Here is a 25260-nt window from a genome sequence, read left to right on the forward strand (position 1 = left end):
GCTCCGTGCTTCAAAATACGGGCCATCCCGTCGGTTCGCGAGATCGCGGGCGTCGCGCCCGAGGAAAGATGCCCCTTGCCGAGTTCAGCTTCTGTCCATCGCATGCTGCATGGCTGTGCTGAGTCCTCCAGGGCGGACATCCCGATTTTCCTGGGCGTTCAATGAATCAGGCCAACACTCGTTGACGCGCAAAGCGTCGAGAACGTTGGTACTACCTTCCTCTGCCGAGCCATGCCGACGCAGCTTGGCGTCAGGACAAACGCGAGCGTCTGCCGAGCTTCGATCAACTCATGCAATGGGCGCGTAGCGACGCTTGAGACGACTCTCCCCGCGATGGCGGATAGGCCGGGGCTTTCAGGACGCGCTCGCTTCTGCCGAGGCAAGGAAAGCCCGCACGGTGTCGCGGAGAAAGGCCGCATCGGCTGGGTTGGTCGAGGGATTGCCGGCGCGGTGGCCCCAGAGGCTCGGGATCGGCCGCAGGACGGCATCGCGCAGGTGCGGCAGTTCGGCGACGTTGTCGGCGACGCGGAAGTAGAGATCGGTCGCACCCGGCATCAGCAGCAGCCGGGCCGTGATCGCGCCCAGCGCCTGCGCGAGGTCGCCGCCGTAGCGCGGGTCGCGGCTGATGTCGCCCGCATCCCAGGTGTGGAGCTGCGCGTACAGATCGGCTGCCGGACGGCGGCCGAAGCGCTCCTCCCAGTCGGTGCGCAGAAAGGTGTCGAGGTCCGGGGCGCCGAGGGCGGTGCGGTGCAGGTCTGCCCGGTAGAAATCCTGGCTGAGCGCCCAGCCCGCGTAGATGCGCCCGAAGGCCCGGAGCGCCGCGGCGGGCTCGGCCGAGAAGCGGCCGGCGCCGCGATGTTCCGGCGCGGCCTCCAGCACCGTCATGAGGCCCTTCAGGAACACGCGGTTGTGGGTGGCGGTCCGGGCGCTGCCGCAATTGATCACCGCGCGGGCGACCTGCTCGGGAAACAGCGCCGCCCAGTGGTAGGCCTGCTGCGCCCCCATGGACCAGCCATAGACGGCGTGCAGACGCGCAATCCCCCACACTTCGGCGAGAAGGCGGCGCTGGGCGTGGACGTTGTCCCAGGCGGTGACGAGGCCGGGCCAGTCCGGCGTGTTCGACGGGCTCGACGACAGGCCGTTGCCGAACATGTCCGGGATGACGATGAACCAACAGCTCGGATCGAGCACCCCATCGGGCCCGATTAGCCATTCCAGGTCTGTATGCTGGGCCGAATAGCTCGTCGGATAGAGCACGACATTGTCCCGGGCGGCGGACAGCGTCCCATGCGTCTTCCAGCGCAGCTGCGCTCTCGGCAGCACCGCGCCCGACTGTAGCGTCAGGTCGCCGAGGTCGAAGGTTCCGGTGGCCGTCGCCCAACCGCTCACGGGCGCAGCATCCGCACGATTCCGACATGCCAGTGGGCGTAGTCTCGCTGGCGCATGCCGAGGCACAACGCCGCGCGGGCGACTGGCAGGCGATAGAACAGGATCGGCGGGTGGAGGCGATGCTCGGCGTGGAAGGGCATGTTCCACATGAGGAGCCGCATGAGGCCTTTGGTCAAGGCCGTGCGCATGTTGGTCGGGCCATTGTCGTCGATCGTGCGGAGTGTGTGCTCGGTTGGGAGGCAGAGCCGCATGAACGGCTACTCGAAGATCCGCGGCCCGATCCCCATTCCAGGGGTCCGAGCGCCATACCGACCAGACGGCCCCGGCCAGCATCAGAACATGCGCGTCGAGGCGGACGGCATCGCGCCTGTCCGAGGTGAGCGTCCGAGGTGAGCGACAGCACCGTCACCTCTGAGCCGGTGAGAACCCGTGCGCTCGTGGAAGCCGCTCGTTCCCTGAACCGTGTGCCCGCCTCGAAGACGCGCGAATACGGGATCATCCATGACGATCCCTCCGATCGTATACCGGCACCCCCGCATGCCGGCTCGAACGCGATCGCCAGCCGACGCGCGATCGGCTTGGTATCCGGCTTGCCTCTGCGGCCCAGGCAAAGGGCGAATGCGAAATGAGACGATCCTGGTTTTCCGGCCTATTCGCGGCCGTGGCGCTGCTCGCGCCGGGCTCCGCGGGCGCGGAAACGACGCTGAAGGCGGTGTTGGAAGCCGAGATCGTCACCCTCGATCCCTACTTCACCACGGCGTACATCACGCGAACCTTCGGCTTCATGGTCTACGAGACGCTGTTCGCGCCGGACGCGACGGGCGTGTTCCGGCCGCAGATGGTCGACACATGGTCGGTGACGGATGACCGACTCACCTGGCGCTTCACCTTGCGCGACGGGCTGCGCTTCCACGACGGCGCGCCGGTCCGGGCCGCCGACTGCGTCGCCTCGCTGCGGCGCTGGGCGGCTCGCAGCGCGCTGGGCGGCCGGCTCATGGACGTGACGGCTGCCCTCGACGCCGTGGACGACCGGACCTTCGTGCTGACGCTGCGAGAGCCCTACGGCCTCGTCCTCGACACACTGGGCACGACGTCGAGCCCCACGCCGTTCATCATGCCGGCGCGGCTCGCCGCAACGCCCCCGACGACGCAGCTCTCTGAGGTCGTGGGATCCGGTCCGTTCATCTACGACCGCGCCGCGCACGTCCCCGGCGACCATATGCTCCTGCGCCGGAACTCCGACTATCGGCCACGTCCCGAGCCGGCCGACTTCTTGGCGGGCGGCAAGGTCGTGAAGGTCGACGCCCTCGACATCCGCGTCATCCCCGACGGGGCGACGGCGGCGGGCGCCCTCGGCGTGGGCGAGATCGACTACATGCAGTATGCGCCCTTCGACCTGATCGCTCAGATGGAGTCCAAGAAGGGCTTGGCAGTGATGAACTTCACCGGCCCGCACAGGTTCACGGGCCACTATCGCATCAACACGGCGTCCAAGCCCTTCGACGACCCGGCCATCCGGCGCGTGCTGCTGCGGCTCGTCGACCAGCGCGAGGTCCTCGACGGGTTCGGCCTCGACCCGCGCTTCTCGCAAACCTGCGACGCTTTCTTCATCTGCGGCTCGACCTACGAGACGCATGTCGGGACGGACCTCTTGCACGACCCTTCGGTGGCGGCGGCACGGTCCGCTCTGAAGGAGACCGCCTACAAGGGCGAGCCGGTGATCGTGATGGTGGCCAACGATCTCGAGGCGGCGCGCGTGTCCTCGACCATCTTGGCCGATCGGCTGAAGGAGGCCGGCTTCACCGTCGACCTGCAGGTGATGGATTGGGCAGCCCTGCTCGCCAAACGCACCAAGAAGGCCGGCTGGGGCCTCTTCGGCATCCATGCGCTCGGGCTCGATCTCAGCTCGCCTTTGACCAACTCCGCGATCAACTTCAACTGCAAGGACGCGGCGAGTTCCGGGTTCATGTGCGACCCGCGCATGGTTGGCTTGTTCGACCGTTTCGCCCGCGAGCCTGATCTGAACAAGCGGCGCGCCATCGCAGGGGAGATCCAGACCATCGTCTACGGCGAGGGCCTAGTCGTCCCGTTCGGCCAGTTCGCGCAGCCCGCGGCTTACCGGACCTCGCTCACCGGTCTGATCCCCTCCGCTATCCCGCTCTTCTGGAACGTCGAGAAGCAATGAGCGCAGCCCCGTACGATATCGTCGTGGTCGGCGCAGGCTCCGCCGGGGCGGCTTTGGCAGCTCGCCTCTCGGAGGATCCGCGCCGCCGGGTGCTCCTGCTGGAAGCTGGACGCGACTGGCGCTCCGCCGATGCGCCGCCGGCGCTGCGCTCGGCCAACATCATCCCGTTCATGTATGACCCGGCCCATCAGGCGGACTGGCAGTGGCCGGGACTGATGAGCCGGCGGACCCGTGCGCAGGAGCCCCGGTTCTACTGGCGCGGTCGCGCGCTCGGCGGCAGTTCGACGGTGAACGCGCAGATCGCGATCCGCGGCGTTCCCGCGGCCTTCGATGCCTGGGCGGATCAGGGATGCTCCGGCTGGTCAGCCGCGGATGTGCTGCCTCTCTTCGACCGGATCGAGGACGATGCCGATTTCGGCCCGGAGGACAGCTGCCGTCGCGGCGGTCCGCTCCCCGTGTATCGCGCGAAGCCGGATGCCTGGGGCGCGGTGGATCTGGGGCTCCGCGCGGCCGCCCTCGCAGCCGGCCATCCCTGGAAGGCGGATCTCAACGCGCCGACGGGCGAGGGCGTCTCGTGCAACCCGATCAACAGCCGCAACGGTCACCGGGTCACCACCAATGACGGCTACCTGGAACCGGCGCGCGACCGGCCGAACCTCGAGATCCGCTGCGAGGCCCTGGTCGACTGCGTCCTGTTCGAGGGCCACCGGGCCGTCGGCCTGCGCGTCCGCTTCGGTGCGGGGCCCTGGATCGAGATCCATGGCCGCGAGATCGTGCTGTGCGCCGGTGCCGTCCACAGCCCGGCGATCCTGATGCGCTCCGGGATCGGCCCGGCCGAGCCGCTTCGCGCCCTCGGCATTCCCGTCCGGCAGGCGCACGAGGCTGTCGGCCGCAACTTCATGGACCATCCGATCCTGCGGGCGACGCTGGATCTGAAGCCGGGCCATCGGGCGCTCGGCTCGGATGCGCGCCACACCAACTGTTGCGTCACGTACTCGAGTGGCCTCGCGGGCGGCGGCGAGCGCGACATGATCTTCGTCGCCTACAATCATCGGACCCTGACCGGTCCGGAACCGACGCCGCAGGGCGCCGTCGGCGTCGGGCTCTACGACGCGTTCTCGCGCGGGACGCTGCACCTCACCGCGCCCAATCCGGAAGCCAACCCGATCATCGAGGAGAACATGCTCGATGACCCGCGCGATCGCCTGCGCATGCGCGACGCGGTGCGCCGTCTCGCAGGCCTCACCGCGCATCCGGCCCTGGCCGGTCTCGCGACGGCGATCCGGTTCGGTGAGAGCCCGCTCGCGATCGGCGACGCCGCGCGCCTTCCGGACGACGAGCTCGATGCCCTGATGCTTGCCGAGGCCGGCGACATCCAGCACGCGGCCGGCACGTGCCGCATGACCGGCTGGCAGGACGCATCCGGAGTCGTCGATCCCGATCTCAAGGTTCGCGGAATCGACGGATTGCGGGTGTGCGACGCCTCCATCATGCCGAGCGATTGTCGGGCCAACCTGCACTTCACCTGCGTGATGATCGGCGAAAATCTTGCTCGACGGATGTCGAAGAGCAATTCCTAGTCAGAGCCGGATCGCCTTGCGCAGAACTGTCGGCATTCGATCGACGCGTCTTTGCGCCCCCCGCGGCGCGGCCGATCATGGACGAACGATCGCCGTTGAAGCGTAGCATTTGATCGGCTCTTCTTGTCCATTGCGGCGGCATGGATCAGACATTCTCGCTGCTTTCCGAGCTTGCAGACCGGATTTCATATCGAATGGTGCGCTATCTCCGCGAATGAGGGCGCGGTTTGGCAGCCAACTTGCTTGAGCGAATGCCCGACGGCAGCGGCCCCAGGATCTTGTGCTTCGACAGTCGCCCTTTCTCGGCACGCGCCCGACTCCCTCATCGACTCCCGCGGAGCTCGTATGCCTCAGCCCTGGTCGCCCCTGCTCCATCGGCGCTCGATCCTGAGAGGAATGACCGGCCTAGCGGTTGGCGCGGCATGGGCGCCGACCTCCGCGCGTGCCGCAGGACTCAAGACCGTCCGCTTCAGCGAGGCCGTCCACAACCTTGGCTACATCAACCTCTACGTCGGGATTCACGCCGGCATCTTCGAGAAGAACGGCCTCGCCCTGCAGGTGAGCGCCGCCGGGGGCGACACCCAGACCTTCGCGGCCGTGCTGGGGGGCTCGGCGGATTTCGCCATCGGTGACCCCACGATGGTGGTGATCTCGCGTGAGAACGGCGGGCCCGGGATGGTGGTCGGCACCGTTGTTCAGCGAGCCCACTACTTCGCGGTCTCGAAGTCGGTCGATCCCTTCACCGATCCGAAGGGCTTCAAGGGCAAGCGGATCGCCACCTCGCCGGAACCGAACACCAACTTCAGCGTGACCAAGCGCCTCATCGAGAGCAATGGGATGAAGCTCGGCGTCGACGCGACGATCGTGCCGGTGAGTCCCGGAACCGAGATCGCCGCCATGCTCGCCGGCGCGGCCGACATCGCGGTCGCCTACCAGCCCGGCGTCGCTCAGGCGGTGGCGCAGGGTGCAAAAATCGTGTTCGATTTCTCGAACTACGTCGGGCCGTTCTGCAATACCGGGATCATGGTGCTGCCCGGAACGATCCAGAAGGATCCCTCGACCGTGCAGGCCCTGGTGACAGCCTTCGAGGAGGCCGGGCGCAGAACCTACAGCGATCCCGATTATGCCAAGAAGGTCGCGCGGCTGGAATTTCCGGACCTCCCGGGCGACGTCGTGGACGCTGCCATCGATGCGGAGCTGAAGTATAAGATCCCCGCTTCCAGCGTCGTGACCGAGAAGGACGCCTGGGAAAGCCTGATGAGCATGCAAAGATATCTCGGGAATATCAAAGGCACGCTCACCTTCGATCAGGTCGTCGACAATACGTTCGCCGACAAGGCCGCAAAGCGCGCCGGCTGAACGGCGCCCCCGTGTCCGAAGGTACTCTGCAAGCGGTGGGCCGCCCCGGGTCTCCCGTGCCTCCGCTCTCCGTCGAGCATCTCGCCAAGGCGTATCGGACGGGCGGTCGCATCCTGCCTGTCGTCGGTGATCTCACCTTCGCGCTCGCCCGAGGAGAGATCGTCGCGATCGTCGGCCCCTCGGGCTGCGGGAAGACCACGCTCCTCAACGCCGTCTGCGGTCTCACGCCGGCGGACTCGGGCCGCATCCTCTGGAACGGCGTGCCCCTCGACCGGCGCGGCCGCACGCCCAGCGGGATCGGCTACATGCTGCAGAAGGATCTTCTGCTGCCCTGGCGCACGGCCCTCGACAACGTGAAGCTCGGCACCGAACTGCGAGGGATGCCGCGCGGTCTGGCCGACGAGCGGGCGCGCGCGCTCCTCGACCAGCTCGGTCTGCACGGTTTCGCTGGGGCCTATCCCGCGACCCTGTCGGGAGGCATGCGCCAGCGGGTGGCGCTTGCCCGCACCCTGATCAACGATCCGGAGGTCCTGCTGTTCGACGAGCCCTTCGCGGCGCTCGACTTCCAGACGAAGCTGCTGATCGAAGCCGACACGGTGCGGCTCGTGCGCGACGGCGGCAAGTCCGTGCTCCTGATCACGCACGACATCGAGGAGGCCGTCTCGATTGCCGACCGGGTCCTCGTGCTGAGCGGGCGGCCGACCACCGTCAAGGCCGCCTACACGATCGACCTCGACTGTGCGCCCGACGACATGATCGGGGCCCGGGAGAGTGCCGGCTTCGGCGACTACGTCCGCCAGATCTGGGCCGATCTCGATATCCCACGCACCACGGTCGGCGGCGCCGGTCGTGGCATCAGCCGCGCTGCAGCGAGGTCCTGAGATGTCGGATGCCGCGACCGGACCGGCAACCGTGATCGGGACGAGCCGGGATGCCCCGCCCGCACCGCCGCGCGACGGTGCGCGCCTGCGCTCAGGCGCGCTCGTCCTGCTGGTGCAGATCGCACTTCTCGCAGCCCTGCTGGCGGCCTGGGAATGGCAGACCCGCCAAAGCCCGCAATCCTCTTTCCTGTTCGGCTCGCCCTCGGCGATCAGCCGGTTCCTCTGGCAGGGTCTCGCCGACGGCACGCTCCTGCGCGATGCGGGCGTGACGGCCCTCGAGACGGGGCTCGGGTTCCTCATCGGCAACATCGTGGGCACGCTCGCCGGCCTATCGCTCTGGTACTCGACCTTCGTCTCGCGGGTCGTCCAGCCCTTCATTGTCGCAATCGGCTCGATCCCGATCATCGCGCTCGCCCCGATCATCATCATCTGGTTCGGGACGGGGCTCGCCTCGAAGGTCGCGATGTCGACGCTCTCGGTCGTCGTGGTCGCCCTCGTGACCTCCTACAAGGGCGCGCTCGGCGTCGACCCGGACCAGATCAACCTCATGCGGACCCTCGGCGCGCGGAAGCCGCAGATCTTCGCCAAGCTCGTGGTGCCGTCGAGCCTCGCCGATATCTTCGCTGGCCTGAAGCTCACCGTCGGCTTCGCGCTGATCGGTGCCATCGTCGGCGAGTTCATGTCGTCGTCCGTGGGCCTGGGCCACGCCATCTTCCAGGCAGGATCCCTCTACGCGATCCCGAAGGTCTTCGCCGCCCTGGTCGGCACGATCGCGCTGGCCCTTATCCTGACCTTCCTGGTCGGCCGGGCCGAGCGGCTGCTCATGCCCTGGCGGGATCGTCACTGACCCACGCCACCCCTGGACATCAACGCCATCGTTATCAGGAGCCCCGTGTGACGCAGCGCATCAGCAAGCAGGGAACGATCAAGTACGCCCTCTCGGGCGACGAGCCCTTCGTCGCGACGATCGCACCGGGCGAGATCGTCACGGTCGAATGCGTGATCAACATCGGTGACGGCGTCATCAGGGAACTCGGGCAGAACCTGACCGAGGCCGACGTCACATTCCCGTTCGTGAATGGGGCAACCGGCCCGATCGAGGTCGCGGGCGCGAAGCCGGGCGACATGCTGAAAATCGAGATCCTCGACATGGAACTCGGCCAGCGCGGCTACAGCTCCCTCTGGCCCGGGCACGGCATGTTCCCGGACTGGGTGCGCCGCAAGGAATGGGGCATCCGGACCAAGGTCGTCGACGTGCACGACGGCCATGTGATTTGGAATGACCGGCTCCGGCTGCCGGTAAAGCCGATGGCGGGCGTCATCGGCGTCGCGCCGGTCCACGGCGCGGTCCTGACGGTCGACAACGGCACGCATGGCGGCAACCTCGACGTTCAGGAGGTCACCACCGGCAATACCGTGATGCTGCGGGTCGAAAAGACCGGCGCGCATTTCTTCATCGGCGATTGTCACGCGCTTCAGGGCGACGGCGAAGCGGTCGGCATGGGAGCGATCGAGATCGGTGCGAACGTGACCCTGCGGGTGAGCCTCGTGCCAGCGCCGGCGCGGCTCGGCCACCCGCGGATCGAGACGCCCACGCATATCTGCACACTCGGCTGCGCCCGCCCGCTCGAGGACGCGATGCGCATCGCCTTCGCCGACATGATCTACTGGCTCGCCGATGAGTGGAACATCCCCGAGCCGGAGGGTTATCTGCTGCTCGCGCAGATCGCCGAGGCGCGCTGCACGCAGATGGTCAATCCGAAATACACGTACATCTGCAAGGTGCCGAAGTCGATCCTTGCGGCATTCCAGTGAATTCATGGGCAGATCCGCCATCCGATGATGGGCCGGACCCGAACCGCTGATTTTCGTAGTTCATCGCGCCCGCTGCAGGGCACCGGGGCTGCGCAGCGGGGCATCGACCTTGGTCAATAATGTGCAGAATATTTATTCTACCCTGAGGGATGATGGATTGAAACTACAAAGAAATGTTTCATGTCACGCAATATAACACTCAATCCGGAAGCATACATGGCACGCGTATTGCGAAATGCCGGGACGCTTCAGGAGTCCTCTGGCTTGTCCCGCACGTTCGACGCGACTGATCTCTCCCGCCGCACGATTCTGGCGCTTCCCCTCGGCCTCGCAGCGGCCGCGAGCGGCGCGCGCGCCGCCGAACCGAAACGCGGGGGCACGATGGTGATGATCGTCCATCCCGAGCCCTCGACCCTCGCGCATTACGCGGTGTCGGCGGGCAACATCCCGCCGATCGCCACCCAGGTCTACGAGGGTCTGTGCACCTACGACTGGGACCAGAACCCGCAGCCGAACCTCGCGAAGTCCTGGGAGGTCGCGCCCGACGGCAAGACCATCACGTTCAAGCTTCAGGAAGGCGTGACCTTCCACAACGGCAAGCCGTTCACCAGCGCCGACGTGCAGTACTCCTTCATGGAGATCCTGAAGAAGTACAATCCGATCGCGCCGGTCATGCTCGCGGAGCTGGTCGCCGTCGACACGCCGGACCCGATGACCGCTGTGCTGCGGCTCGCCAATCCCGCGCCCTACATCATGAAGGCGCTTTCCGGGCGCGACCTGCCGATCCTGTGCCGCTCCGTCTTCGAGGGCACGGACGTCCTCCAGAACCCCAGCGCCAACAAGCCGATCGGGACCGGCCCGTTCAAGTTCGCGAGCTGGGAGCGCGGCCAGTTCGTGCGCCTCGATCGCAACGAGACCTACTGGAAGCCCGGCCTGCCGTATCTCAACCGGATCGTCGCCCGGTTCATCCCGGACGCGGCCACGCGCTCGGCAGCCATGGAGGCGGGAGAGGCGCATTTCGCCGGGTACAGCGCGGTGAACTACGCCGATCTCGCGCGGATGAAGACCAACCCGATCCTCGACCTGACGACCAAGGGCTACGAGATGACGCCGGCCCAGAGCGTTCTGGAGCTGAACGGCCGCCACCCGCATCTCCAGAAGAAGGAAGTGCGCCAAGCGATCGCCTACGCCATCGACCGCAAGGTCATCCTCAAGGACGTGATGTTCGGCTACGGCCAGCCCGCCACCGGCCCGCTCAGCCGCAAGTTCAAGACCGCCGGCCTCTACACCGACGACGTGCGCCAGTACGATGTGCCCGACCGTCTGGACATCGCCAACCGGCTGCTCGACGAAGCCGGCGCCCCGCGCGGCGCGGACGGGACCCGCTTTGCCCTGCACCTGGAGGTCAATTCCTTCGGCGAGCAGTGGCTGCGGCAGGCCGAGTACCTGAAGCAGGCGCTGGCCGGCGTGGGCATCGCCGTGACGCTGCGCTCAGAGGACACCGCGACCTGGCTGCGGCGCGTCTACACCAACTACGATTACGACCTGAACGAGCCGTTCCTCAGCCAGGGCGTCGACCCGGTCTACGGGCTGAACAAGCAGTTCCTTACCAGTCAGATCCGCAAGGGTGTGACCTTCGTCAACGACACCTTCTACAGCAATCCCGAGGTCGATCGCATGCTCGGCGAGGGCGCGCGCGAGCCGGATGCGGAGAAGCGCGCCGCGCTCTACAAGAAGGTCCAGCAGGTCCTGGCGGAGGACAGCCCGATGATCTGGCTGATCGACGTGCAGTACGTCAGCGTCTTCAACCGGCGCCTCAAGGACCACACGACCGGCCCCCTCGGAACCCAGCAAGCCTTCGAGCGGGCCTGGATGGACAAGTAGTCCCGTGCGGCTCGCGCGTTTCCTCGGTTACCGGCTGCTGCTGGCGATCCCGGTGGTGCTCGGCATCGTCGTGCTCAACTTCTTCCTGATCCACCTCGCGCCCGGCGATGCGGCCTCCGTGCTGGCGGGCGAGAGCGGGGCGGCCAGCCCCGAATACATGGAGCAGCTGCGCCACAAATTCGGCCTCGACCGGCCACTTGCCACGCAGTTCGGCGTCTACCTGCTGAACATGCTCCACCTCGATCTCGGCTACTCGTTCCGCAACGACAGCCCGGTTGGGAGCCTGATCGTCGACCGGCTCTGGCCCACCGGGCTGCTGATGCTGACCGCCTTCGCGGCCGCGTTGCTGATCGGCACGCTCCTCGGCCTCGTGGCCGCGACCGGGCGGAATTCCTGGCGCGACGCGGTCATTTCTCTCGTCAGCCTCGTGGCCTACGCAACCCCGGGCTTCTGGCTCGGGCTGATGATGATCGTGGTCTTCGCCATCCGTCTCGGCTGGCTGCCCACCAGCGGCTACGACACGGTCGGCGCCGACAACGAGGGCTGGGACGAGGTCTGGGACGTCGGCCGCCACCTCGTCATGCCGGCGGTGGCGCTCGCGCTGTTCTACCTCGCGGTCTACGCGCGGGTGATGCGCGCCTCCGTGCTGGAACAGATCGGCATGGACTACGTCACCACCGCCCGCGCCAAGGGTCAGACCGAGGCGCGGGTGATGGTCGGGCACGTCCTGCGCAACGCGCTGCTGCCGGTGGTCACCATGGCGGGCGTGCAGGCCGGCAACCTGATCGGCGGCTCGATCGTGGTCGAGACAGTGTTCGGCTGGCCGGGGGTCGGCACACTGGCCTTCAACGCGCTCCAGTCGCGCGACCTCAACCTGCTCCTCGGCATCTTCTTCGTCTCGGCCTGCCTCGTCGTGGTGATCAACCTCGCCGTGGACCTCGTCTACGTCTGCCTCGATCCGCGGATGGAGCTGTAGCGATGCAAACGGCCTTGGCGCGGTTCGCAAGCAACCGCCTCGCGCTCGCGGGGGCGGCGGTGCTCCTCGGCCTGATCGCCCTCGTGGCGCTCACGCCACTGCTCTATCCGGGCGATCCGTTCGCGCTCGTCGGCCCGGCCCTCCAGCCGCCGGGCGGCCAGTTTCTGCTCGGCACCGACACGCTGGGCCGGGACGTGGCCGCCGAGATCGCGTACGGCGCCCGCACCTCCCTGATCATCGGCCTCAGCGCCACCGGGGCGGCGATCCTGCTCGGGACCCTGATCGGCGGGCTGGCCGGCTACTACCGGGGCGGCGTCGAGGTCGCGCTGATGCGACTCACGGAGTTCTTCCAGACGATCCCCGCCTTCGTGCTGGCGATCCTGATCGTGGCGATCCTGTCGCCGTCGCTCTTCAGCGAGGTCGTGGCCATCGCGGCCGTCTCCTGGCCCGGCATCGCCCGGCTGGTCCGGGGTGAGTTCGTGGCGCTCGGCGGCCGCGAGTTCGTGCTGGCCTGCGACGGCCTGGGGGCGGGCGACGCGCGCATCGTCTTCCGCCATATGCTGCCGAACTGCACCTCGGCGATCATCGCCGTCGGCACGCTCCTGATCGGCACGGCGGTCCTGATCGAGGCGGGGCTCGCCTTCCTCGGCCTCGGCGATCCCAACGTCATGAGCTGGGGCCTGATCATCAGCTCGGGCCGCGCGGTGCTCCGGTCGGCGTGGTGGATCTGCGCCTTCCCCGGGCTGGCGATCCTGCTGACCGTCCTCGCGATCAACCTCGTCGGGGACGGCCTGAACGAGGTCCTGAATCCGAGGCTCCGAGAGCGATGAGCGACGCCGTCCTCGAGATCGAGAAGCTCACGATCACGCTGCCGCCCGGCGCGGACCGTCCGAATGCCGTCACCGACCTGGATCTGGTCCTGCGGCCCGGCGCGGTCACCTGCCTGATCGGCGAGAGCGGATCGGGCAAGTCGATGGTGGCCCGCGCGATCCTCGGGCTGCTCCCGGGACCGCGCGTGCGTGTGGCCGGCGGGCGCATCCAGTTCGAGGGCGCGGATCTCGCCGCGATCACCGCGCGTCAGATGCGCAAGGTCCGGGGGGCGCGCATTGCGATGATCTTCCAGGAGCCGATGACGGCCCTGAACCCGCTCCACACGATCGGGCGGCAGATCGACGAGGTCCTGCGAATCCACACGACGCTCGGGCGCGCGGACCGCCGGGCGCGCATCCTCGCGCTCCTCGCGAGCGTCCACCTCCCGGACCCGATCCGGCTCCTGCGCTCCTACCCGCACCAGCTCTCGGGCGGCCAGCGCCAGCGGGCGATGATCGCCATGGCGCTGGCGCTGAACCCGCGGCTGCTCATCGCCGACGAGCCGACCACGGCCCTCGACGTCACCACGCAGGCGCAGATTCTCTCCCTCATCCGCGATCTGCAGCGCGAGCACGGCACGAGCGTCCTGTTCATCACGCACGATTTCGGCGTCGTGGCCGACATCGCCGACACGGTGGCAGTCTTGCAGAAAGGCGTCCTGGTCGAGCAGGGGCCAAAAGCCACGGTGCTCGGGGCTCCGAAGCATCCCTACACCCGCGCCCTCATCGCCGCCGTGCCGAAGCTCGTCCCGCCGCCGCGCCGCGCCGCCAGCACCGCACCTCTCGTGGTGGAGGCCAAGCAGGTCGAGAAGACCTACGGCGCCCGCGGCCTTTTCGGGAGCCGCGTCACCCGAGCCCTCGACGGCGTGGACGTTCTGCTTAGGCGGGGCGAGACCCTGGGCCTCGTAGGCGAGAGCGGCTCGGGCAAGAGCACGCTGGCGCGGGCGATCACCCGCCTGATGCCGGTCGATGGCGGCGAAATTCTGCTTGCCGGACACAGCGTCGCCGAGCTGAGCCGCCGCCAGATGCGCCCGCACCGCCGGCGCGTGCAGATGGTGTTCCAAGACCCGTACGGCTCCCTCGATCCGCGCCAGCGCGTGGTCGACATCGTCGCTGAGGGGCCGATCATCCACGGCACCGAGCCCGGGATCGCACGGGTCCAGGCGTGCGAGATGCTGGCGCTGGTCGGCCTCGACCCCTCGGCGGCGCAGCGCTTCCCGCACGAGTTCAGCGGTGGCCAGCGCCAGCGGATCGGCATCGCCCGGGCGCTCGCCATGAAGCCCGAGATCCTGGTGGCCGACGAGCCGGTCTCGGCCCTGGACGTCTCCGTGCAGGCGCAGGTCCTTGCGCTGCTCGCCGACATCAAGGCGCGGCTGCACCTCAGCATGCTGTTCGTGACCCACGATCTCCGGGTCGCTCTGCAGGTCTGCGACCGGATCGCGGTGATGCGGTCCGGTCAGGTGGTCGAGGTCGCGCCCACGGCCGAGATCTTCTTCGCGCCGAAGCACCCCTATACCGAGGCGCTGTTCGCCGCCGTGCCCGGCGCCCAATGGCAGGAACCGATCCCCGCATGACGACCGCGCAGCCCCTCTCGACGGACCCGTTCCTGCCCGGATCGCGCCTCCGCGTCGCCGGATCCGCGACGGGGCCGCTTGCCGGCCTCACCTTCGCCGTCAAAGACCTGATCGACCTCGCGGACACTCCCACGGGAGGCGGAAACCCGGACTGGCCGCGCGTCTACCCGACGCCGGCCCGCCATGCCGGCGTGGTGCAGACGCTGCTCGATGCGGGCGCCTCGGTCGTCGGCAAGACGGTCACCGACGAAGTCTCACTGGGAATTCTCGGCGAGAACGCCCACGACGGCACGCCGCTCAATCCTGCGGCGCCCGATCGGGTGCCCGGCGGCTCGTCCAGCGGCTCGGCCTCCGCGGTGGCCGCGGGCGCCTGCGACTTCGCCCTGGGCACGGATACTGGCGGGTCCGTGCGCGTACCGGCGAGCTTCTGCGGCCTCTACGGCATCCGGCCAACGCACGGCCGCGTCGACTTTTCTGGGATCTGCGTCCAGGCGCCGAGCTCCGATACCTGCGGCTGGTTCGCCCGGGACGCGCGCACCTTCGCGCGGGTCGGCGAGGTGGTGTTCGGCGAAGCTATGCCGGACCACACGCCGCACACGCTGCTCGTGGCCGCCGACGCGCTCGGCTTCGCCGATGCCGCCGTGCAGGAGGCGCTGGCCCCGCAGGTCGACCGCTTGGCCGCCCTGATCGGCAACCGCCGCGACGTGACCCTTGCGCCGCAGGGCTTGTCCGTGTGGCAGCGGGCGCAGCGCGTCCTCCAGAGCAGCGAGGCGTGGCAGACCTTCGAACCCTGGCTCGATGCCTGCAATCCACGCATGGCCTTCGCGGTCGCCCGATCGTTGATCCAGGGCTCGATGATAACCGATGCCGAGCGCAGCGCTGCGAGCCTGATGCGGATCGAGGCCCGGGCGCGGCTCGCGCGGCTTCTGTCCCCCGGCACGATCCTGTGCCTCCCGACCACCCCGTTCCCGGCGCCCCTGCGCGGGCTGCCGCTCGGCGCGCTGCATCCTCTGCGCGAGCGCATCGCCTGCCTGACGAGCCACGGCGGCCTCACCGGCGTCCCGCAGGTCAATCTGCCGGGCGCACTTGTCGACGGCGCTCCGGTCGGCCTGTCGATCCTAGGTGCCCGTGGAGCCGACCTCGACCTGCTCCGTACCGCCGTCGCCCTGGAGGGCTGAATGGACGCGACTGTGAACCGCCCCGAGGTCGTGGCCGAGATCACCGCCCTGTTTGAGCGCTACGAGCGGGCGCTCGTCGAGAAGGATGTCGCCGTTCTCGATGAGACCTTCTGGGACAGTCCGCACACGATCCGCTTCGCCCTCCACGAGAACTGCTACGGCTTTGCCGAAGTCCACGCCGCACGCGTCGCAGCCGATCCGCCGCCGGGCGGGACCAAGGAGGCGCGAATCCGGCTGGAGATCCTGACGCTCGGGAGCGATTTCGCCACGGTCAATCTGGAATTCAAGCCGCGCGGCAAGGCCGGCATCGGGCGTCAAAGCCAGACTTGGATGCGTCTACCCGACAGCGGTTGGAAGGTGGTGTCAGCTCACGTGTCAATCATGCCGGCTGCGGATTGCTCATAGGCTCTTAGGCGGGCTGCTTTCCTGTCAGTTTTTTCTCCGAAGCAGCCATTCCGCTATCGACCACATCCGGCCAACGTCCTATCGGCTTTGAACGGCGCTCATCTCACCCGCTAACGTTCCGGAGCCGAGATGTAGACCGGCGAGAGGCTCTGGTTCCAACTCTGAGCTTGAACGAACCCCTTCACGCTCGAGCTCATGGCTCGCGGGTTCACGTCATGGACGACCATGACGAACAGCGCATCGTCGACGAACTTCTCGTGGATCCTCATCAGGACCTTGGCTTGCTGAACGGGATCGAAGGTGTTGCGCACGTCATCGAACATTTTGTCCATCGCTGGATCGCAATAGTATCCCCAGTTGGTTCCCACGGGAGCCGTCAGGTCGCACTTAAGATGACGGATCAGCGCACTGTACGGATCCTGCAGCGAGTAGCTGTAGTTGATCCCGGTCACGCCGCGTGAGATGTCGGCCTTGGCACCGGCGCGCCACATGTTGATGAGCGTGTTCCACTCGACCACCTCGTAGTCGATCTGGACGCCGACCTCGGCAAGGTTCTGCTGTATGAACTCGTTCATCGGCAGAGGCTGCATCTGGCCGGAGCCCGATGCCGAGATCGCGATCCTGGTCCTCAGAGGCTTGGCCGGGCTGTAGCCCGCTTCGGCGAGGAGCTTCCTGGCCGCTTCGGGATCGTACTTCACCCGGAACGTGGGGTTGCCGAACCACGCGTCGTTGGAAGGTAGGAACCCCGTGGCTGGCACCGCCAAGCCGCCGAGCAGCTCCCTCAATCCCTCGCGATCGATGGCGAGATTGACCGCCTTTCGCACTCTGATGTCGTTCCAGGGCGCCCCCTCGACGCGCGACAGGTGCCATGTCCAGTTGTGCGGATACGAGTTGGTGGCGATGGTGAAGCCCGCCTTCTTCAGGGATGCGACCGCGTCCGGCGACGGCGCCTCGATCCAGTCGACCTGACCGGAACGCAGCGCGGCGACACGCGCGTTCGCATCGGGCAGCGGCACCAGCACCAGCTTGTCGAGCTTCGGCACACGTGCTTGGTCCCAATAGGCGCCGTTGGGCACCATCTCCGCGCGCTCGCGCGGGGCGAACAGCGTCAGCTTCCATGGGCCCGTACCCGATGGCTGCTTGGCGAAGGTGTCCCAGGACCGGCCTACCTTCTCCCACTGCGCCGGCGAGGACATGGCGATATAGACGAGCTGGTAGGGGAGCGTCGCATCGGGTGCCTTGGTCATGACCTCCAGCGTCATCCGATCGATTGCCCGGTAGCTCGCAACCGCCGGAATGCGCACCTTGCCCTGCGCGGACTGTCGCGGGTCGTATTGAGGGGCGTCGGGCTTCAACAGCTTGTCGAAGTTCCAAACGGCCGCATCGGCGGTGAAATCGGACCCGTCGTGGAATTTGACCCCCGGTCGGATCTTGAGCGTCCATCTGTTCCTATCGACCGGATCCACCGTCCAGCTCGTCGCGAGGCCGGGTATCAGTTCGGCCGGCTTGTCCGAGCGGGTGAGGTCCCAGGCGATCAACGCGTCGTAGATCGTCTGCCCGACGAAGCGGATCCCCTCGCCGCCGTTGTCGGCCTGTCCCGTGGTCAGCGGGATGTCGGAGGCGGTCATGCCGATCCGCAGCACGCCCTGGGCCAAGGAGGCGTGGTGCATGCCCACCAGCCAGGCGAAGGACAAGATCGCGAATCGCCAGGATGCCAACGTCGACATCTCGGGACCTCGGTCTCGTGCCGACGTGGGATGGCCGGCAACTGACGTCTGTCCCGCAAATCTTCAGCCAAGCTACCTGCAAGGGTTGCATGCGGGTTCGTGCAGGCGCCGGTTTCAGAGCTTGGCAGCGGCTTTGCACCGGCGGGAGAATACGGGGTTGCAGGGCGTTCGGCCCGGCCGTGACCGATCCAGAAAGGTGAGCTCACCCATGGTTCAACTCGTCGTCGGCGGCGCTCAGATGGGCCCGATCCAGCGTGCCGACAGCCGGCAGGTCGTCGTGGCCCGGATGATCGACCTTCTGGAAGCCGCCGCCGCTCGGGGTGTCGAGATGCTGGTCTATCCGGAGCTCGCGCTTACCACCTTCTTTCCACGCTGGTACATGGAGGACGAGGCCGAGATCGACGGGTTCTTCGAGCGCGAGATGCCGAACGGCGCGACGGCGCCCCTGTTCGAGCGCGCACGCGCCCTGGGGATTGCGATCACCTTCGGCTACGCCGAACTGACGCCCGAGGGACGCCGCTTCAACACCTCGATCCTGACCGACCGGGCGGGCGCCATCGTCGGCAAGTACCGCAAGATCCATCTACCCGGGCACAGCGAGTACGACCCGAAGCGCACCCACCAGCATCTGGAGAAGCGCTACTTCGAGCCGGGCGATCTCGGATTTCGCGTTTGGCGCAACGCCGGTGTCGTGATGGGCATGGCGATCTGCAACGACCGGCGCTGGCCGGAGACCTACCGGTGCCTGGGCCTTCAGGGGGTGGAACTCGTCACGATCGGCTACAACACCCCCTCGGCGAACGGTCAGCAGAGTGCCGAAGGCCTGGAGAAGCGTCTGTTCCATTCCGACCTGTCGCTTCAAGCGGGCGCCTATCAGAACGCAACTTATGTCGTCGGCGTGGCCAAGGCCGGCATCGAGGATGGGCATCCGCTGATGGGCGGCTCGATCATCGTCGACCCGGATGGATTCGTCCTCGCACGGGCGACAACGGAGGAGGACGAACTCATCCTGGCCGCCTGCGACTTCGACAAGTGCGCCTTCGGCAAGACGACGATCTTCGACTTCGCCCGGCATCGCCGGACCGAGCACTACAGCCGCATCACCGCGCAGACCGGCATGCAGGTCGAGGTTTGATCCGTCGCTCCTGTGTTATGCCGACATCGCTGTGATGAGCGAGATCGCCAGTCAGATCACGGGCATCACAAGGCTCACAAGCCGGCGCAGGATTTGTCACCGCGTTCCTTCGGCAGCCTGCGATCCGAGGACTGTTTATACTCTGCCTGTACAGCACTGAGCGCCAGGCGCTCGGCATAACCTCAGCGAGTTAGAGGCTGTTATGAACCTGTGGCCATTTGAGCGGCCTGTCTGAGCATGAGGCAGACGAAAGCGACGAGGTGCAGGTCTGCCAGGGTGCTGGCATAGCGCTCGTAATCTTTGACGAGCCTGCGGAAGCGGGTGGCCCAGGCAAAGGAGCGCTCCACGACCCAACGGCGTGGGAGCAGCACGAAGCCGCGCTTAGCCTCGGGCAGCTTCACCACCTCCAGTGCGATGCCATGCTCGCGGGCGGCTGTGGCCGGCTTCTCGCCCGTGTAGCCCTGATCGACGAAGGCGACCTCGACGCTCTCGCCGGTGGCCGCCTGCACGGCCTTGGCCAGCCGGCCGACCTGAGCGCGATCATCGGCATCGGCGGGCGTGACGTGCAGCGCCAGGAGATGGCCGAGGGTGTCCACCGCCATGTGCAGCTTCGAGCCCTTCTTGCGCTTGGCCCCATCGTAGCCGGCCCGCTCGCCGCTCTCGGGCGAGGAGCGCAAAGTCCGGCTGTCGAGCACAGCCGCCGTCGGCTCCGGCGCGCGACCCGACGCCGTGCGCAGCACCGCGCGCAGATCCTCGGCCAGTTGCTCGAAACAGCCGGCAGCCAGCCAACGCTGGGCCTGCTGATACACGGCAAACCAGGGCGGCAGATCATGCGGCATCAGCCGCCACGGGCAGCCGCTTCGCACCACGTAGCGCAGGCCGTTGAACACCTCGCGCAACGCATGCTCACGCTGACCGGCATCTTCACGCAGCAGCGTCAGGTAGGGCGCAACCAGCGCCCACTCCTCATCGGAAACGTCGGACGGATACGGCTTGCGGGGAGCGCTCATCCCCGCTCATCTGAGCACAGACCCGCCCCAGGTCCATAACAGCCTCTAGGAGCGGCTCGTCCGCTCTCGACACCGGCACTCACAAAGATGGACCAGCCGCTTACGGCCAGAACCGTTTGCGACACTGATCATCGCTCGTCCGGCGACCACTCGGGGCTGTAGCCCCCGAGGGTCGGGTGATACATCTCGTCGCCGGAATGCTGCGTGAACTCGACGTTGAGGCGATCCTCGCGCAGGCCGAGGATCTCGACGCAATGGGCGCACAGCGCCTTGGCGACCTCCATCCGCAACTCGGCCGAGCGTCCTTTGCGGATGTCCAGCATCATCACGGAGACCGGCACCGGCTCGCCGCCGGCTTCCGGTATCCGCCACACGCCGCCCTCGCCGAGCTCGCGGATGGCGACGCTGATCCGCCTGATGTCGACCGACATCATCTCCGCATAGGTCCGGCTCATCTGCGCCGCGAGGCGCTTCTTGGAGGCCACGGAATACGGGCCGGTCACGTCGAGCTGGAGGTACGGCATGGACAGTCTCCGGGTTCAGGCCGCGTTCGCCGCCGCGAGCCCGTACCGCGCCGACGGCTTGGCGTTGCCGAACTTGGCGGCCATGGCCCGGCGATCCTCCTCCCAGCGCGTCCAGTCATCTACGTCCTGCAGGCCCGGGATGGTGACGAGTTCGCCCTGGTCGAGACCAGCCAAGGCTGCGTCGACCAGATCGGCCGCCGACATGGTGATCGCGGACGTCTTCTGGGCCGCGTATCCTGCGACATCCCAGAACTCTGTGGCCGTCGCGCCGGGCAGCACGGTCTGGACGCGCACGCCCTTGTCCGCGAGGTCCTTCTGCAGCGCGTGGCCGAAGCTGAGGACGTAGGACTTCGAGGCGCTGTAGACGCCGTTGAGCATCTCGACCGCGATGCCGACGACGGACGAGATGTTGATGATGGTCCCCGAGCCGCGCGCAACGAAAGCCGGCGCGACCGCGTAGGTCAGTCGGGTCAGCGCGGTGATATTGAGCTGGATCATCGCGTCCATCGCCTCCACGTCGGCCTGAAGGGTCGAGGCGACGGAGCCGATGCCGGCGTTGTTGACGAGCATGGTAATGCTCGCGTCCTCGCGCAGGCGCATCTCCAGGCGCGTGAGATCGTCCTTGCGGCCTAGGTCGGCCTTGAACGGCTCGACCTTGCGTCCTGTCTCGTGGGTCAGACGGTCGGCCAGCGCCTGCAGGCGTTCACCGTTTCGGGCGACCAGCAGGAGGTCATACTCCCGCTTGGCGAGACGGTCGGCGTAGACCGCGCCGATGCCGGCGGATGCACCGGTGACAACGGCAAGGCCCTTGCCGGTTTGCGTAGTCATCGTCGTTCTCCTCTTCTCTCGCGCCACAGGTTGGCGGCGTTCGATGTGAGGACGCTACCGTTGCCCCGACATGGCGCAAATGTCGTGTTTGCGTCGGTTTAGGTCATAGGAGGTGGCATGCAGCGCGTCGGCTTCGTCGTCTATCCCGGCTACTCGATGATGGCGCTGGCGGCCGTGCCGGCCTTCGAGGTCGCCAACCTCGCATCAGACGAAGCGATCTACGACATCCACTTCATCTCCGAGCACGGAGGTCCGGTCAGCACCTCGGCCGGCATGAATGTGGAAACGGAGGCATTCGGCGAGACGCCCTTCGACACACTCGTCATCGGCGGCGGCACCTTCGTGCAACCGTCGACGCCGGGCCTCGTCGCGCTCGTTCAGCATGCGGCTGCCCGGGCCCGGCGCGTCACCGCCATCTGCACGGGGGCCTTCGTTCTCGGCGAGGCCGGACTGCTCGACGGCCGACGGGTCACGACGCACTGGATGCATGCGCGCGAGTTGCAGCACCGGTTCCCGAAGTGCGCGGCCGACACGGACCGCATTTTCATCAACGACGGCCCGATCTGGACATCGGCGGGCATGAGTGCCGGCATCGACCTCGTCCTCGCTCTGATCGAGGCAGATCTCGGTCACGAGGTGACGAAGGAGATCGCCAAGAAGCTCGTGCTCTACCATCGCCGGGCGGGGGGCCAGTCGCAGTTCTCGACCCTGCTCGACCTCGACGCGAAGTCGGACCGCATCCAAGCGGCCCTGACCTACGCCAAGCGCAATCTACACCGCCCGCTATCGGTCGAGGAGTTGGCGGAAGCCGCGCACCTCAGCCCGCGCCAGTTCAGCCGCGTCTTCCATGCGGAGACCGGCCAATCGCCGGCCAAGGCAGTCGAAAATCTCCGGGTCGAGGCTGCGCGGGTTTTGATGGAACGCAGCCGGCATCCTATTGACGCCGTCGCCAACCAAACCGGCTTCGCAGACCGCAACCGGATGCGTCGCGCGTTCCTCCGAGCGTTCGGGCAGCCGCCGCAGGTCATCCGGCGCAATGCGCGTGGCGACTCGGATACGGCGAGTGCGTGGCTTCGGCCACCCACGGTCGAGCACATCTTGGAGAATGATTCGCCCTGAACAACTGCTTCGAGGCGAAGATCTGGCGAGCATACCTGTCCGAGCCGGATCTTGGCAGCCCGTCCGATTTTCCAGCGGACCAGCCCAGAAGCGGACCGGCGGCTTTCGGCCATGTGCCGTCAGCACCTATAGCTCTCAGGACGTCTCAGATGGGTGAGTTTCCGCCGGCTCGCTCAGGAGCCGCGTATGATGCGAGCGGTCGCCGCCTCCGTGGCCCTTCGAGAACCCAGCTAGAGCCACGCGGCTACATCCAGACATCCGCGTGCCTGCTGGCGGCGCTGACGTCGTGACAGAGACAGTCGAACTCGACGGAGCCGGCGATGACGGCGGCGTAGATGGCTTGGCCGTGCATCGGCGCCTCTGGGGCGGAACACCTTCTGAAGACGACGCGGGTGGGTCGACGTCCGATACGAAGGCCCGGTGCCGACAGAGTGAGATGCGGATAGAAGGCCCCGCGCGGCGGTGCCGGCGGGACCGAAGGAAGAGCGCGCAAATGCTGGCGCTCAGCGGCTACTTGCTGCTGCCGCCGCCACCGCCGCCCTGAGGAACAGCGCGCTCAGGCTGATTGGCATTCCCGGCGGACGACGAGCTGTTGGACATCGTGTCGGCCGGCTGCCCGGTCGGCGAAGCCGTCACGGCGCCGTTGCTACCGGTAGTGCTGTTCTGCGGCGCAACTACGCCCGAAGCGCCGGGAGTGGAGGGCGCAACAGGAGCCGCCGCGGGAGCCTGCGCATAGGCCCCACCTGTAACGAGGCTGAAGACGGCCGCGGCTGCGAGAACGCGATGACGCATGAGAAGCTTCCTTTGAGTTGAAGGCTGAGAAACGCGCTTGGTTGAGAGATGGTTCGATATCTCCGACGCTATGCTGGTCTTGAAGGAAGATAGCCGCGGCGCCGGGCCGGGCGGATCTGACGTTTGTGGTCCGGAAGTAATGGAGTCGTCACAAGCCGCGGGCGAGCGGCGAGTGGAATGCCTGCCCGAGCCAACACGCAGGCGGAGCAGCGCTGGAGAGTGGCAACCAGAAGCGGTGAGATCCTCATTGAGGAGCCCGGAACACCACGACCGCAGGAGGGCTGACGATCCACTTGAGCGCTGTCGTCTGGCGCGACGGGTCTTGTGGCGGGAGCGTGTCGCCCGCCACGTACACGAGGTCGGGCCCGAAGCGGACGAGCATGATCAGGACGGCGGGGGCTGTGCGCATCTCGGGGCAACGGCCGCCCCCGCGGGGTGCTCCCCACAGCGCCGAGGGTTCTGTTTGCAGAACCTGGGGGGACGCGGCCCGTTCGATCCATTCTGAGCCGCCACGGCACCAGCCCTGTGAGCCCGCGGTACGCCAGGATCGCCACCAGCACGGTGAAGGCCGGCAGCGAGCCCGTGCTGCCGATCTGCGCGAAGCGCCGGCAGCTCACCGGTCAGCGCCTCTCCTGGCGAATTCCCATACCGGGATCCACCAGATCTGACCCTGCTTGGTTCGGTAGGCCGAACCGCCTTCGAACACCCACGGGTCGGCGGTTCAGGCTCTCTCGGCCACCTCCTGCACGAGATCGAGGAGGCGGCGGCGCCCGGGATCGCTGATGCGCTTGTAGGCGTGCAGAAGTGCCTCACATTCGTGGTCGAGATCGGAGGTGGCATCTGCCGCTAGCATGGTAGCGCTGGGCGGGTCGTACAGCGTGGCCAGAGGCATCCCCAGCGCTTCGGCGACGCGGCCTAGAACCCGCCGTTTCGCCAAGCCCCCCGCCTGCAATGGACGGTCGTGGATGTCGCCCTGTGGCCGATCATCCTGCGCGTCCACGCTCAGGGGCGTTCTCTTCGATCTCATCGGCCATCAGTCCGGGCGCACGATGGCACCTCTTGCATGCACGGATAGCTCGTTTTGCACACAATTGTCGAATTTCGCACGCAGCAGTTGCGGTGCGGCATAAATTTTCCCTTGTGATTGCACGATTGTGCCAGATAGAAAGGTTAGCGAGTAACCAAAGCCGGGTGCCTCGGTGCCGAAAGCCAAGCCTCTTCCGCGACAGACCTGTCCCGCAGCATTCCAGAACGCCCTCGATGCACTCGATGTGATCGGCCGATGGGATTGGGACGCGGCAACTGATCAAGTACGCTCCGATGGGTTCGTGGCGCTGCTGTTCAACTTGGTTCCCGGCGAAGCCGAGGAAGGTATGCCGCTCGCTGCGTACATCGATGCACTTCATGCAGAGGATCGAGAGCGGGTGCTCGCTCTGGCTCGGCGCAGTGCTCGTGACGGCAGCACGTACCTGACCGAATACCGGGTGACCTCCGTAGACGGGCGGACGCGCTGGGTCTTGGCCCGCGGCCGTTTCACACACGATCACATTGGTAGGCCGATTGGTGGGAGCGGCATCTTGATCGACATCACTCGGATGCGGGTGAGCGAGGGTACGTTCGACGAGCCCGAGACACACTTGGGCGAGGCGCCTCTGGACCGGGCGGCCGATCATATCATTGCCGCCCAACAGGCGATCGTGGAGATGCAGGATCCCAATCTGAAGGCCCAGGCAGATGCGCTGCTGCTGGCGCTGGGGCGCAAGTTGGCCCAGCAGGAGGTCGAGAACGGGCGCCAACGCATGAACTGAGCGCTGGCGTTTTGCCATGCTCTCGCACCCGATCCGAGGCTGGTATCGACCCCTTCAGCATGGCGCCTTGCAGGCATGGCAGCACTTGATACACAGATCTGTGAAGCCAAGATCGAGGGCGTCTGGCGTCCGATCAGCGCGACCGAAGCAAGAGGCGTCTACGTGATGGCGCCCAAGCGCTGCCCATCCTGCCATGGTGCGCTGGTGCTCTATGGATCCTAC

General features: G+C 67.0%; 23 protein-coding genes. 15 read left to right on the forward strand and 8 right to left on the reverse strand.

The window, feature by feature from the left end:
* Window positions 1-354: 354 nt before the first annotated feature.
* A complete protein-coding gene (locus J3A75_RS10615; RefSeq protein ID WP_029359279.1) occupies window positions 355-1389 on the reverse strand; it encodes an alpha/beta fold hydrolase in 1035 nt (344 codons plus the stop codon).
* Window positions 1386-1640: a hypothetical protein gene (locus J3A75_RS10620; protein WP_029359278.1), complete on the reverse strand. Its 255-nt coding sequence runs from the start codon at window positions 1638-1640 to the stop codon at window positions 1386-1388. Before J3A75_RS10620 ends, J3A75_RS10615 begins: the two co-directional genes overlap by 4 nt.
* A 374-nt stretch (window positions 1641-2014) precedes the next feature.
* Between J3A75_RS10620 and J3A75_RS10625 the strand changes: the two genes are divergently transcribed.
* The 12 genes from J3A75_RS10625 to hpxZ all read left to right on the forward strand — a co-directional run bounded on the left by J3A75_RS10625 (window position 2015) and on the right by hpxZ (window position 16095).
* Complete coding sequence (locus tag J3A75_RS10625; RefSeq protein WP_053622068.1) at window positions 2015-3574, forward strand: ABC transporter substrate-binding protein; 1560 nt, start codon at window positions 2015-2017, stop codon at window positions 3572-3574.
* Window positions 3571-5154 carry a GMC family oxidoreductase gene (locus J3A75_RS10630; RefSeq protein WP_053622069.1) on the forward strand — a complete coding sequence of 528 codons (1584 nt, stop codon included), beginning with the start codon at window positions 3571-3573 and terminating at the stop codon, window positions 5152-5154. The genes J3A75_RS10625 and J3A75_RS10630 overlap by 4 nt, the downstream gene beginning before the upstream one ends.
* Window positions 5155-5550: 396 nt before the next feature.
* Window positions 5551-6513, forward strand: coding sequence for an ABC transporter substrate-binding protein (locus J3A75_RS10635; RefSeq protein WP_029359275.1), 963 nt, complete (start codon window positions 5551-5553; stop codon window positions 6511-6513).
* 56 nt (window positions 6514-6569) lie between these two features.
* Window positions 6570-7394 (forward strand): ABC transporter ATP-binding protein, encoded by an 825-nt coding sequence (locus J3A75_RS10640; protein ID WP_234741569.1) that lies wholly within the window; start codon window positions 6570-6572, stop codon window positions 7392-7394.
* A gap of 1 nt (window position 7395) precedes the next feature.
* The gene (locus tag J3A75_RS10645; protein WP_083461070.1) at window positions 7396-8241 is read left to right on the forward strand and encodes an ABC transporter permease; all 846 of its coding nucleotides are present in this window, start codon (window positions 7396-7398) and stop codon (window positions 8239-8241) included.
* Window positions 8242-8288: 47 nt separating this feature from the next.
* Entirely contained in the window at window positions 8289-9209 is a 921-nt protein-coding gene (locus J3A75_RS10650) for an acetamidase/formamidase family protein (RefSeq protein WP_063110257.1), read from the forward strand.
* Window positions 9210-9473: 264 nt separating this feature from the next.
* Window positions 9474-11093, forward strand: a complete 1620-nt coding sequence (locus tag J3A75_RS10655; RefSeq protein ID WP_029359273.1) for an ABC transporter substrate-binding protein — start codon at window positions 9474-9476, stop codon at window positions 11091-11093.
* A 4-nt stretch (window positions 11094-11097) separates the two neighbouring features.
* Window positions 11098-12069 (forward strand): ABC transporter permease, encoded by a 972-nt coding sequence (locus J3A75_RS10660; RefSeq protein WP_053622072.1) that lies wholly within the window; start codon window positions 11098-11100, stop codon window positions 12067-12069.
* Between the two features lie 2 nt (window positions 12070-12071).
* Window positions 12072-12899 carry an ABC transporter permease gene (locus J3A75_RS10665; protein WP_029359270.1) on the forward strand — a complete coding sequence of 276 codons (828 nt, stop codon included), beginning with the start codon at window positions 12072-12074 and terminating at the stop codon, window positions 12897-12899.
* Window positions 12896-14512 carry an ABC transporter ATP-binding protein gene (locus J3A75_RS10670; RefSeq protein WP_029359268.1) on the forward strand — a complete coding sequence of 539 codons (1617 nt, stop codon included), beginning with the start codon at window positions 12896-12898 and terminating at the stop codon, window positions 14510-14512. Before J3A75_RS10665 ends, J3A75_RS10670 begins: the two co-directional genes overlap by 4 nt.
* Complete coding sequence (locus J3A75_RS10675; protein WP_127991281.1) at window positions 14509-15690, forward strand: amidase; 1182 nt, start codon at window positions 14509-14511, stop codon at window positions 15688-15690. The genes J3A75_RS10670 and J3A75_RS10675 overlap by 4 nt, the downstream gene beginning before the upstream one ends.
* On the forward strand, window positions 15691-16095 hold the full coding sequence (gene hpxZ, locus J3A75_RS10680) for an oxalurate catabolism protein HpxZ (RefSeq protein WP_029359265.1): 405 nt from the start codon (window positions 15691-15693) through the stop codon (window positions 16093-16095).
* Between the two features lie 110 nt (window positions 16096-16205).
* Here hpxZ and J3A75_RS10685 read toward each other — a convergent pair whose 3' ends face one another.
* Window positions 16206-17765, reverse strand: coding sequence for an ABC transporter substrate-binding protein (locus J3A75_RS10685; RefSeq protein ID WP_051252300.1), 1560 nt, complete (start codon window positions 17763-17765; stop codon window positions 16206-16208).
* Window positions 17766-18030: 265 nt separating this feature from the next.
* Here J3A75_RS10685 and J3A75_RS10690 point away from each other — a divergent pair, with 265 nt between their 5' ends.
* Window positions 18031-18957 carry an N-carbamoyl-D-amino-acid hydrolase gene (locus tag J3A75_RS10690; RefSeq protein WP_029359260.1) on the forward strand — a complete coding sequence of 309 codons (927 nt, stop codon included), beginning with the start codon at window positions 18031-18033 and terminating at the stop codon, window positions 18955-18957.
* 200 nt (window positions 18958-19157) lie between these two features.
* Here J3A75_RS10690 and J3A75_RS10695 read toward each other — a convergent pair whose 3' ends face one another.
* From J3A75_RS10695 to J3A75_RS10705, 3 genes are all read right to left on the reverse strand, one after another.
* On the reverse strand, window positions 19158-19967 hold the full coding sequence (locus tag J3A75_RS10695; RefSeq protein ID WP_209650163.1) for an IS5 family transposase: 810 nt from the start codon (window positions 19965-19967) through the stop codon (window positions 19158-19160).
* 128 nt (window positions 19968-20095) lie between these two features.
* The gene (locus tag J3A75_RS10700) at window positions 20096-20491 is read right to left on the reverse strand and encodes a tautomerase family protein (RefSeq protein ID WP_029359258.1); all 396 of its coding nucleotides are present in this window, start codon (window positions 20489-20491) and stop codon (window positions 20096-20098) included.
* A 15-nt stretch (window positions 20492-20506) separates the two neighbouring features.
* Window positions 20507-21319, reverse strand: coding sequence for an SDR family NAD(P)-dependent oxidoreductase (locus tag J3A75_RS10705; protein ID WP_029359257.1), 813 nt, complete (start codon window positions 21317-21319; stop codon window positions 20507-20509).
* Window positions 21320-21436: 117 nt separating this feature from the next.
* On the opposite strand from J3A75_RS10705, the gene J3A75_RS10710 reads away from it, so the two are divergent.
* Entirely contained in the window at window positions 21437-22438 is a 1002-nt protein-coding gene (locus tag J3A75_RS10710; protein WP_053622076.1) for a GlxA family transcriptional regulator, read from the forward strand.
* A gap of 1036 nt (window positions 22439-23474) precedes the next feature.
* Here J3A75_RS10710 and J3A75_RS10715 read toward each other — a convergent pair.
* Window positions 23475-23639: a hypothetical protein gene (locus J3A75_RS10715; protein ID WP_164891287.1), complete on the reverse strand. Its 165-nt coding sequence runs from the start codon at window positions 23637-23639 to the stop codon at window positions 23475-23477.
* Window positions 23640-23951: 312 nt separating this feature from the next.
* Window positions 23952-24230 (reverse strand): hypothetical protein, encoded by a 279-nt coding sequence (locus tag J3A75_RS10720; RefSeq protein WP_127991280.1) that lies wholly within the window; start codon window positions 24228-24230, stop codon window positions 23952-23954.
* A 328-nt stretch (window positions 24231-24558) separates the two neighbouring features.
* Between J3A75_RS10720 and J3A75_RS10725 the strand changes: the two genes are divergently transcribed.
* Window positions 24559-25038 (forward strand): PAS domain-containing protein, encoded by a 480-nt coding sequence (locus J3A75_RS10725; RefSeq protein ID WP_312892353.1) that lies wholly within the window; start codon window positions 24559-24561, stop codon window positions 25036-25038.
* Window positions 25039-25260: the final 222 nt, after the last annotated feature.

It is taken from the genome of Methylobacterium sp. PvP105, from assembly GCF_017876975.1.
GTDB classification, from domain to species: Bacteria; Pseudomonadota; Alphaproteobacteria; order Rhizobiales; family Beijerinckiaceae; genus Methylobacterium; species Methylobacterium radiotolerans.

What these genes read in the sequence shown, in the direction of transcription:
- J3A75_RS10645 (WP_083461070.1), top strand. Translation starts at nt 7,396, where the DNA reads ATGTCGGATGCCGCGACCGGACCGGCAACCGTGATCGGGACGAGCCGG.
- J3A75_RS10700 (WP_029359258.1), bottom strand. Translation starts at nt 20,491, where the DNA reads ATGCCGTACCTCCAGCTCGACGTGACCGGCCCGTATTCCGTGGCCTCC.
- hpxZ (WP_029359265.1), top strand. Translation starts at nt 15,691, where the DNA reads ATGGACGCGACTGTGAACCGCCCCGAGGTCGTGGCCGAGATCACCGCC.
- J3A75_RS10705 (WP_029359257.1), bottom strand. Translation starts at nt 21,319, where the DNA reads ATGACTACGCAAACCGGCAAGGGCCTTGCCGTTGTCACCGGTGCATCC.
- J3A75_RS10625 (WP_053622068.1), top strand. Translation starts at nt 2,015, where the DNA reads ATGAGACGATCCTGGTTTTCCGGCCTATTCGCGGCCGTGGCGCTGCTC.
- J3A75_RS10630 (WP_053622069.1), top strand. Translation starts at nt 3,571, where the DNA reads ATGAGCGCAGCCCCGTACGATATCGTCGTGGTCGGCGCAGGCTCCGCC.
- J3A75_RS10620 (WP_029359278.1), bottom strand. Translation starts at nt 1,640, where the DNA reads ATGCGGCTCTGCCTCCCAACCGAGCACACACTCCGCACGATCGACGAC.
- J3A75_RS10635 (WP_029359275.1), top strand. Translation starts at nt 5,551, where the DNA reads ATGACCGGCCTAGCGGTTGGCGCGGCATGGGCGCCGACCTCCGCGCGT.
- J3A75_RS10685 (WP_051252300.1), bottom strand. Translation starts at nt 17,765, where the DNA reads ATGCACCACGCCTCCTTGGCCCAGGGCGTGCTGCGGATCGGCATGACC.
- J3A75_RS10690 (WP_029359260.1), top strand. Translation starts at nt 18,031, where the DNA reads ATGGTTCAACTCGTCGTCGGCGGCGCTCAGATGGGCCCGATCCAGCGT.
- J3A75_RS10665 (WP_029359270.1), top strand. Translation starts at nt 12,072, where the DNA reads ATGCAAACGGCCTTGGCGCGGTTCGCAAGCAACCGCCTCGCGCTCGCG.
- J3A75_RS10670 (WP_029359268.1), top strand. Translation starts at nt 12,896, where the DNA reads ATGAGCGACGCCGTCCTCGAGATCGAGAAGCTCACGATCACGCTGCCG.
- J3A75_RS10675 (WP_127991281.1), top strand. Translation starts at nt 14,509, where the DNA reads ATGACGACCGCGCAGCCCCTCTCGACGGACCCGTTCCTGCCCGGATCG.
- J3A75_RS10695 (WP_209650163.1), bottom strand. Translation starts at nt 19,967, where the DNA reads ATGAGCGCTCCCCGCAAGCCGTATCCGTCCGACGTTTCCGATGAGGAG.
- J3A75_RS10710 (WP_053622076.1), top strand. Translation starts at nt 21,437, where the DNA reads ATGCAGCGCGTCGGCTTCGTCGTCTATCCCGGCTACTCGATGATGGCG.
- J3A75_RS10715 (WP_164891287.1), bottom strand. Translation starts at nt 23,639, where the DNA reads ATGCGCACAGCCCCCGCCGTCCTGATCATGCTCGTCCGCTTCGGGCCC.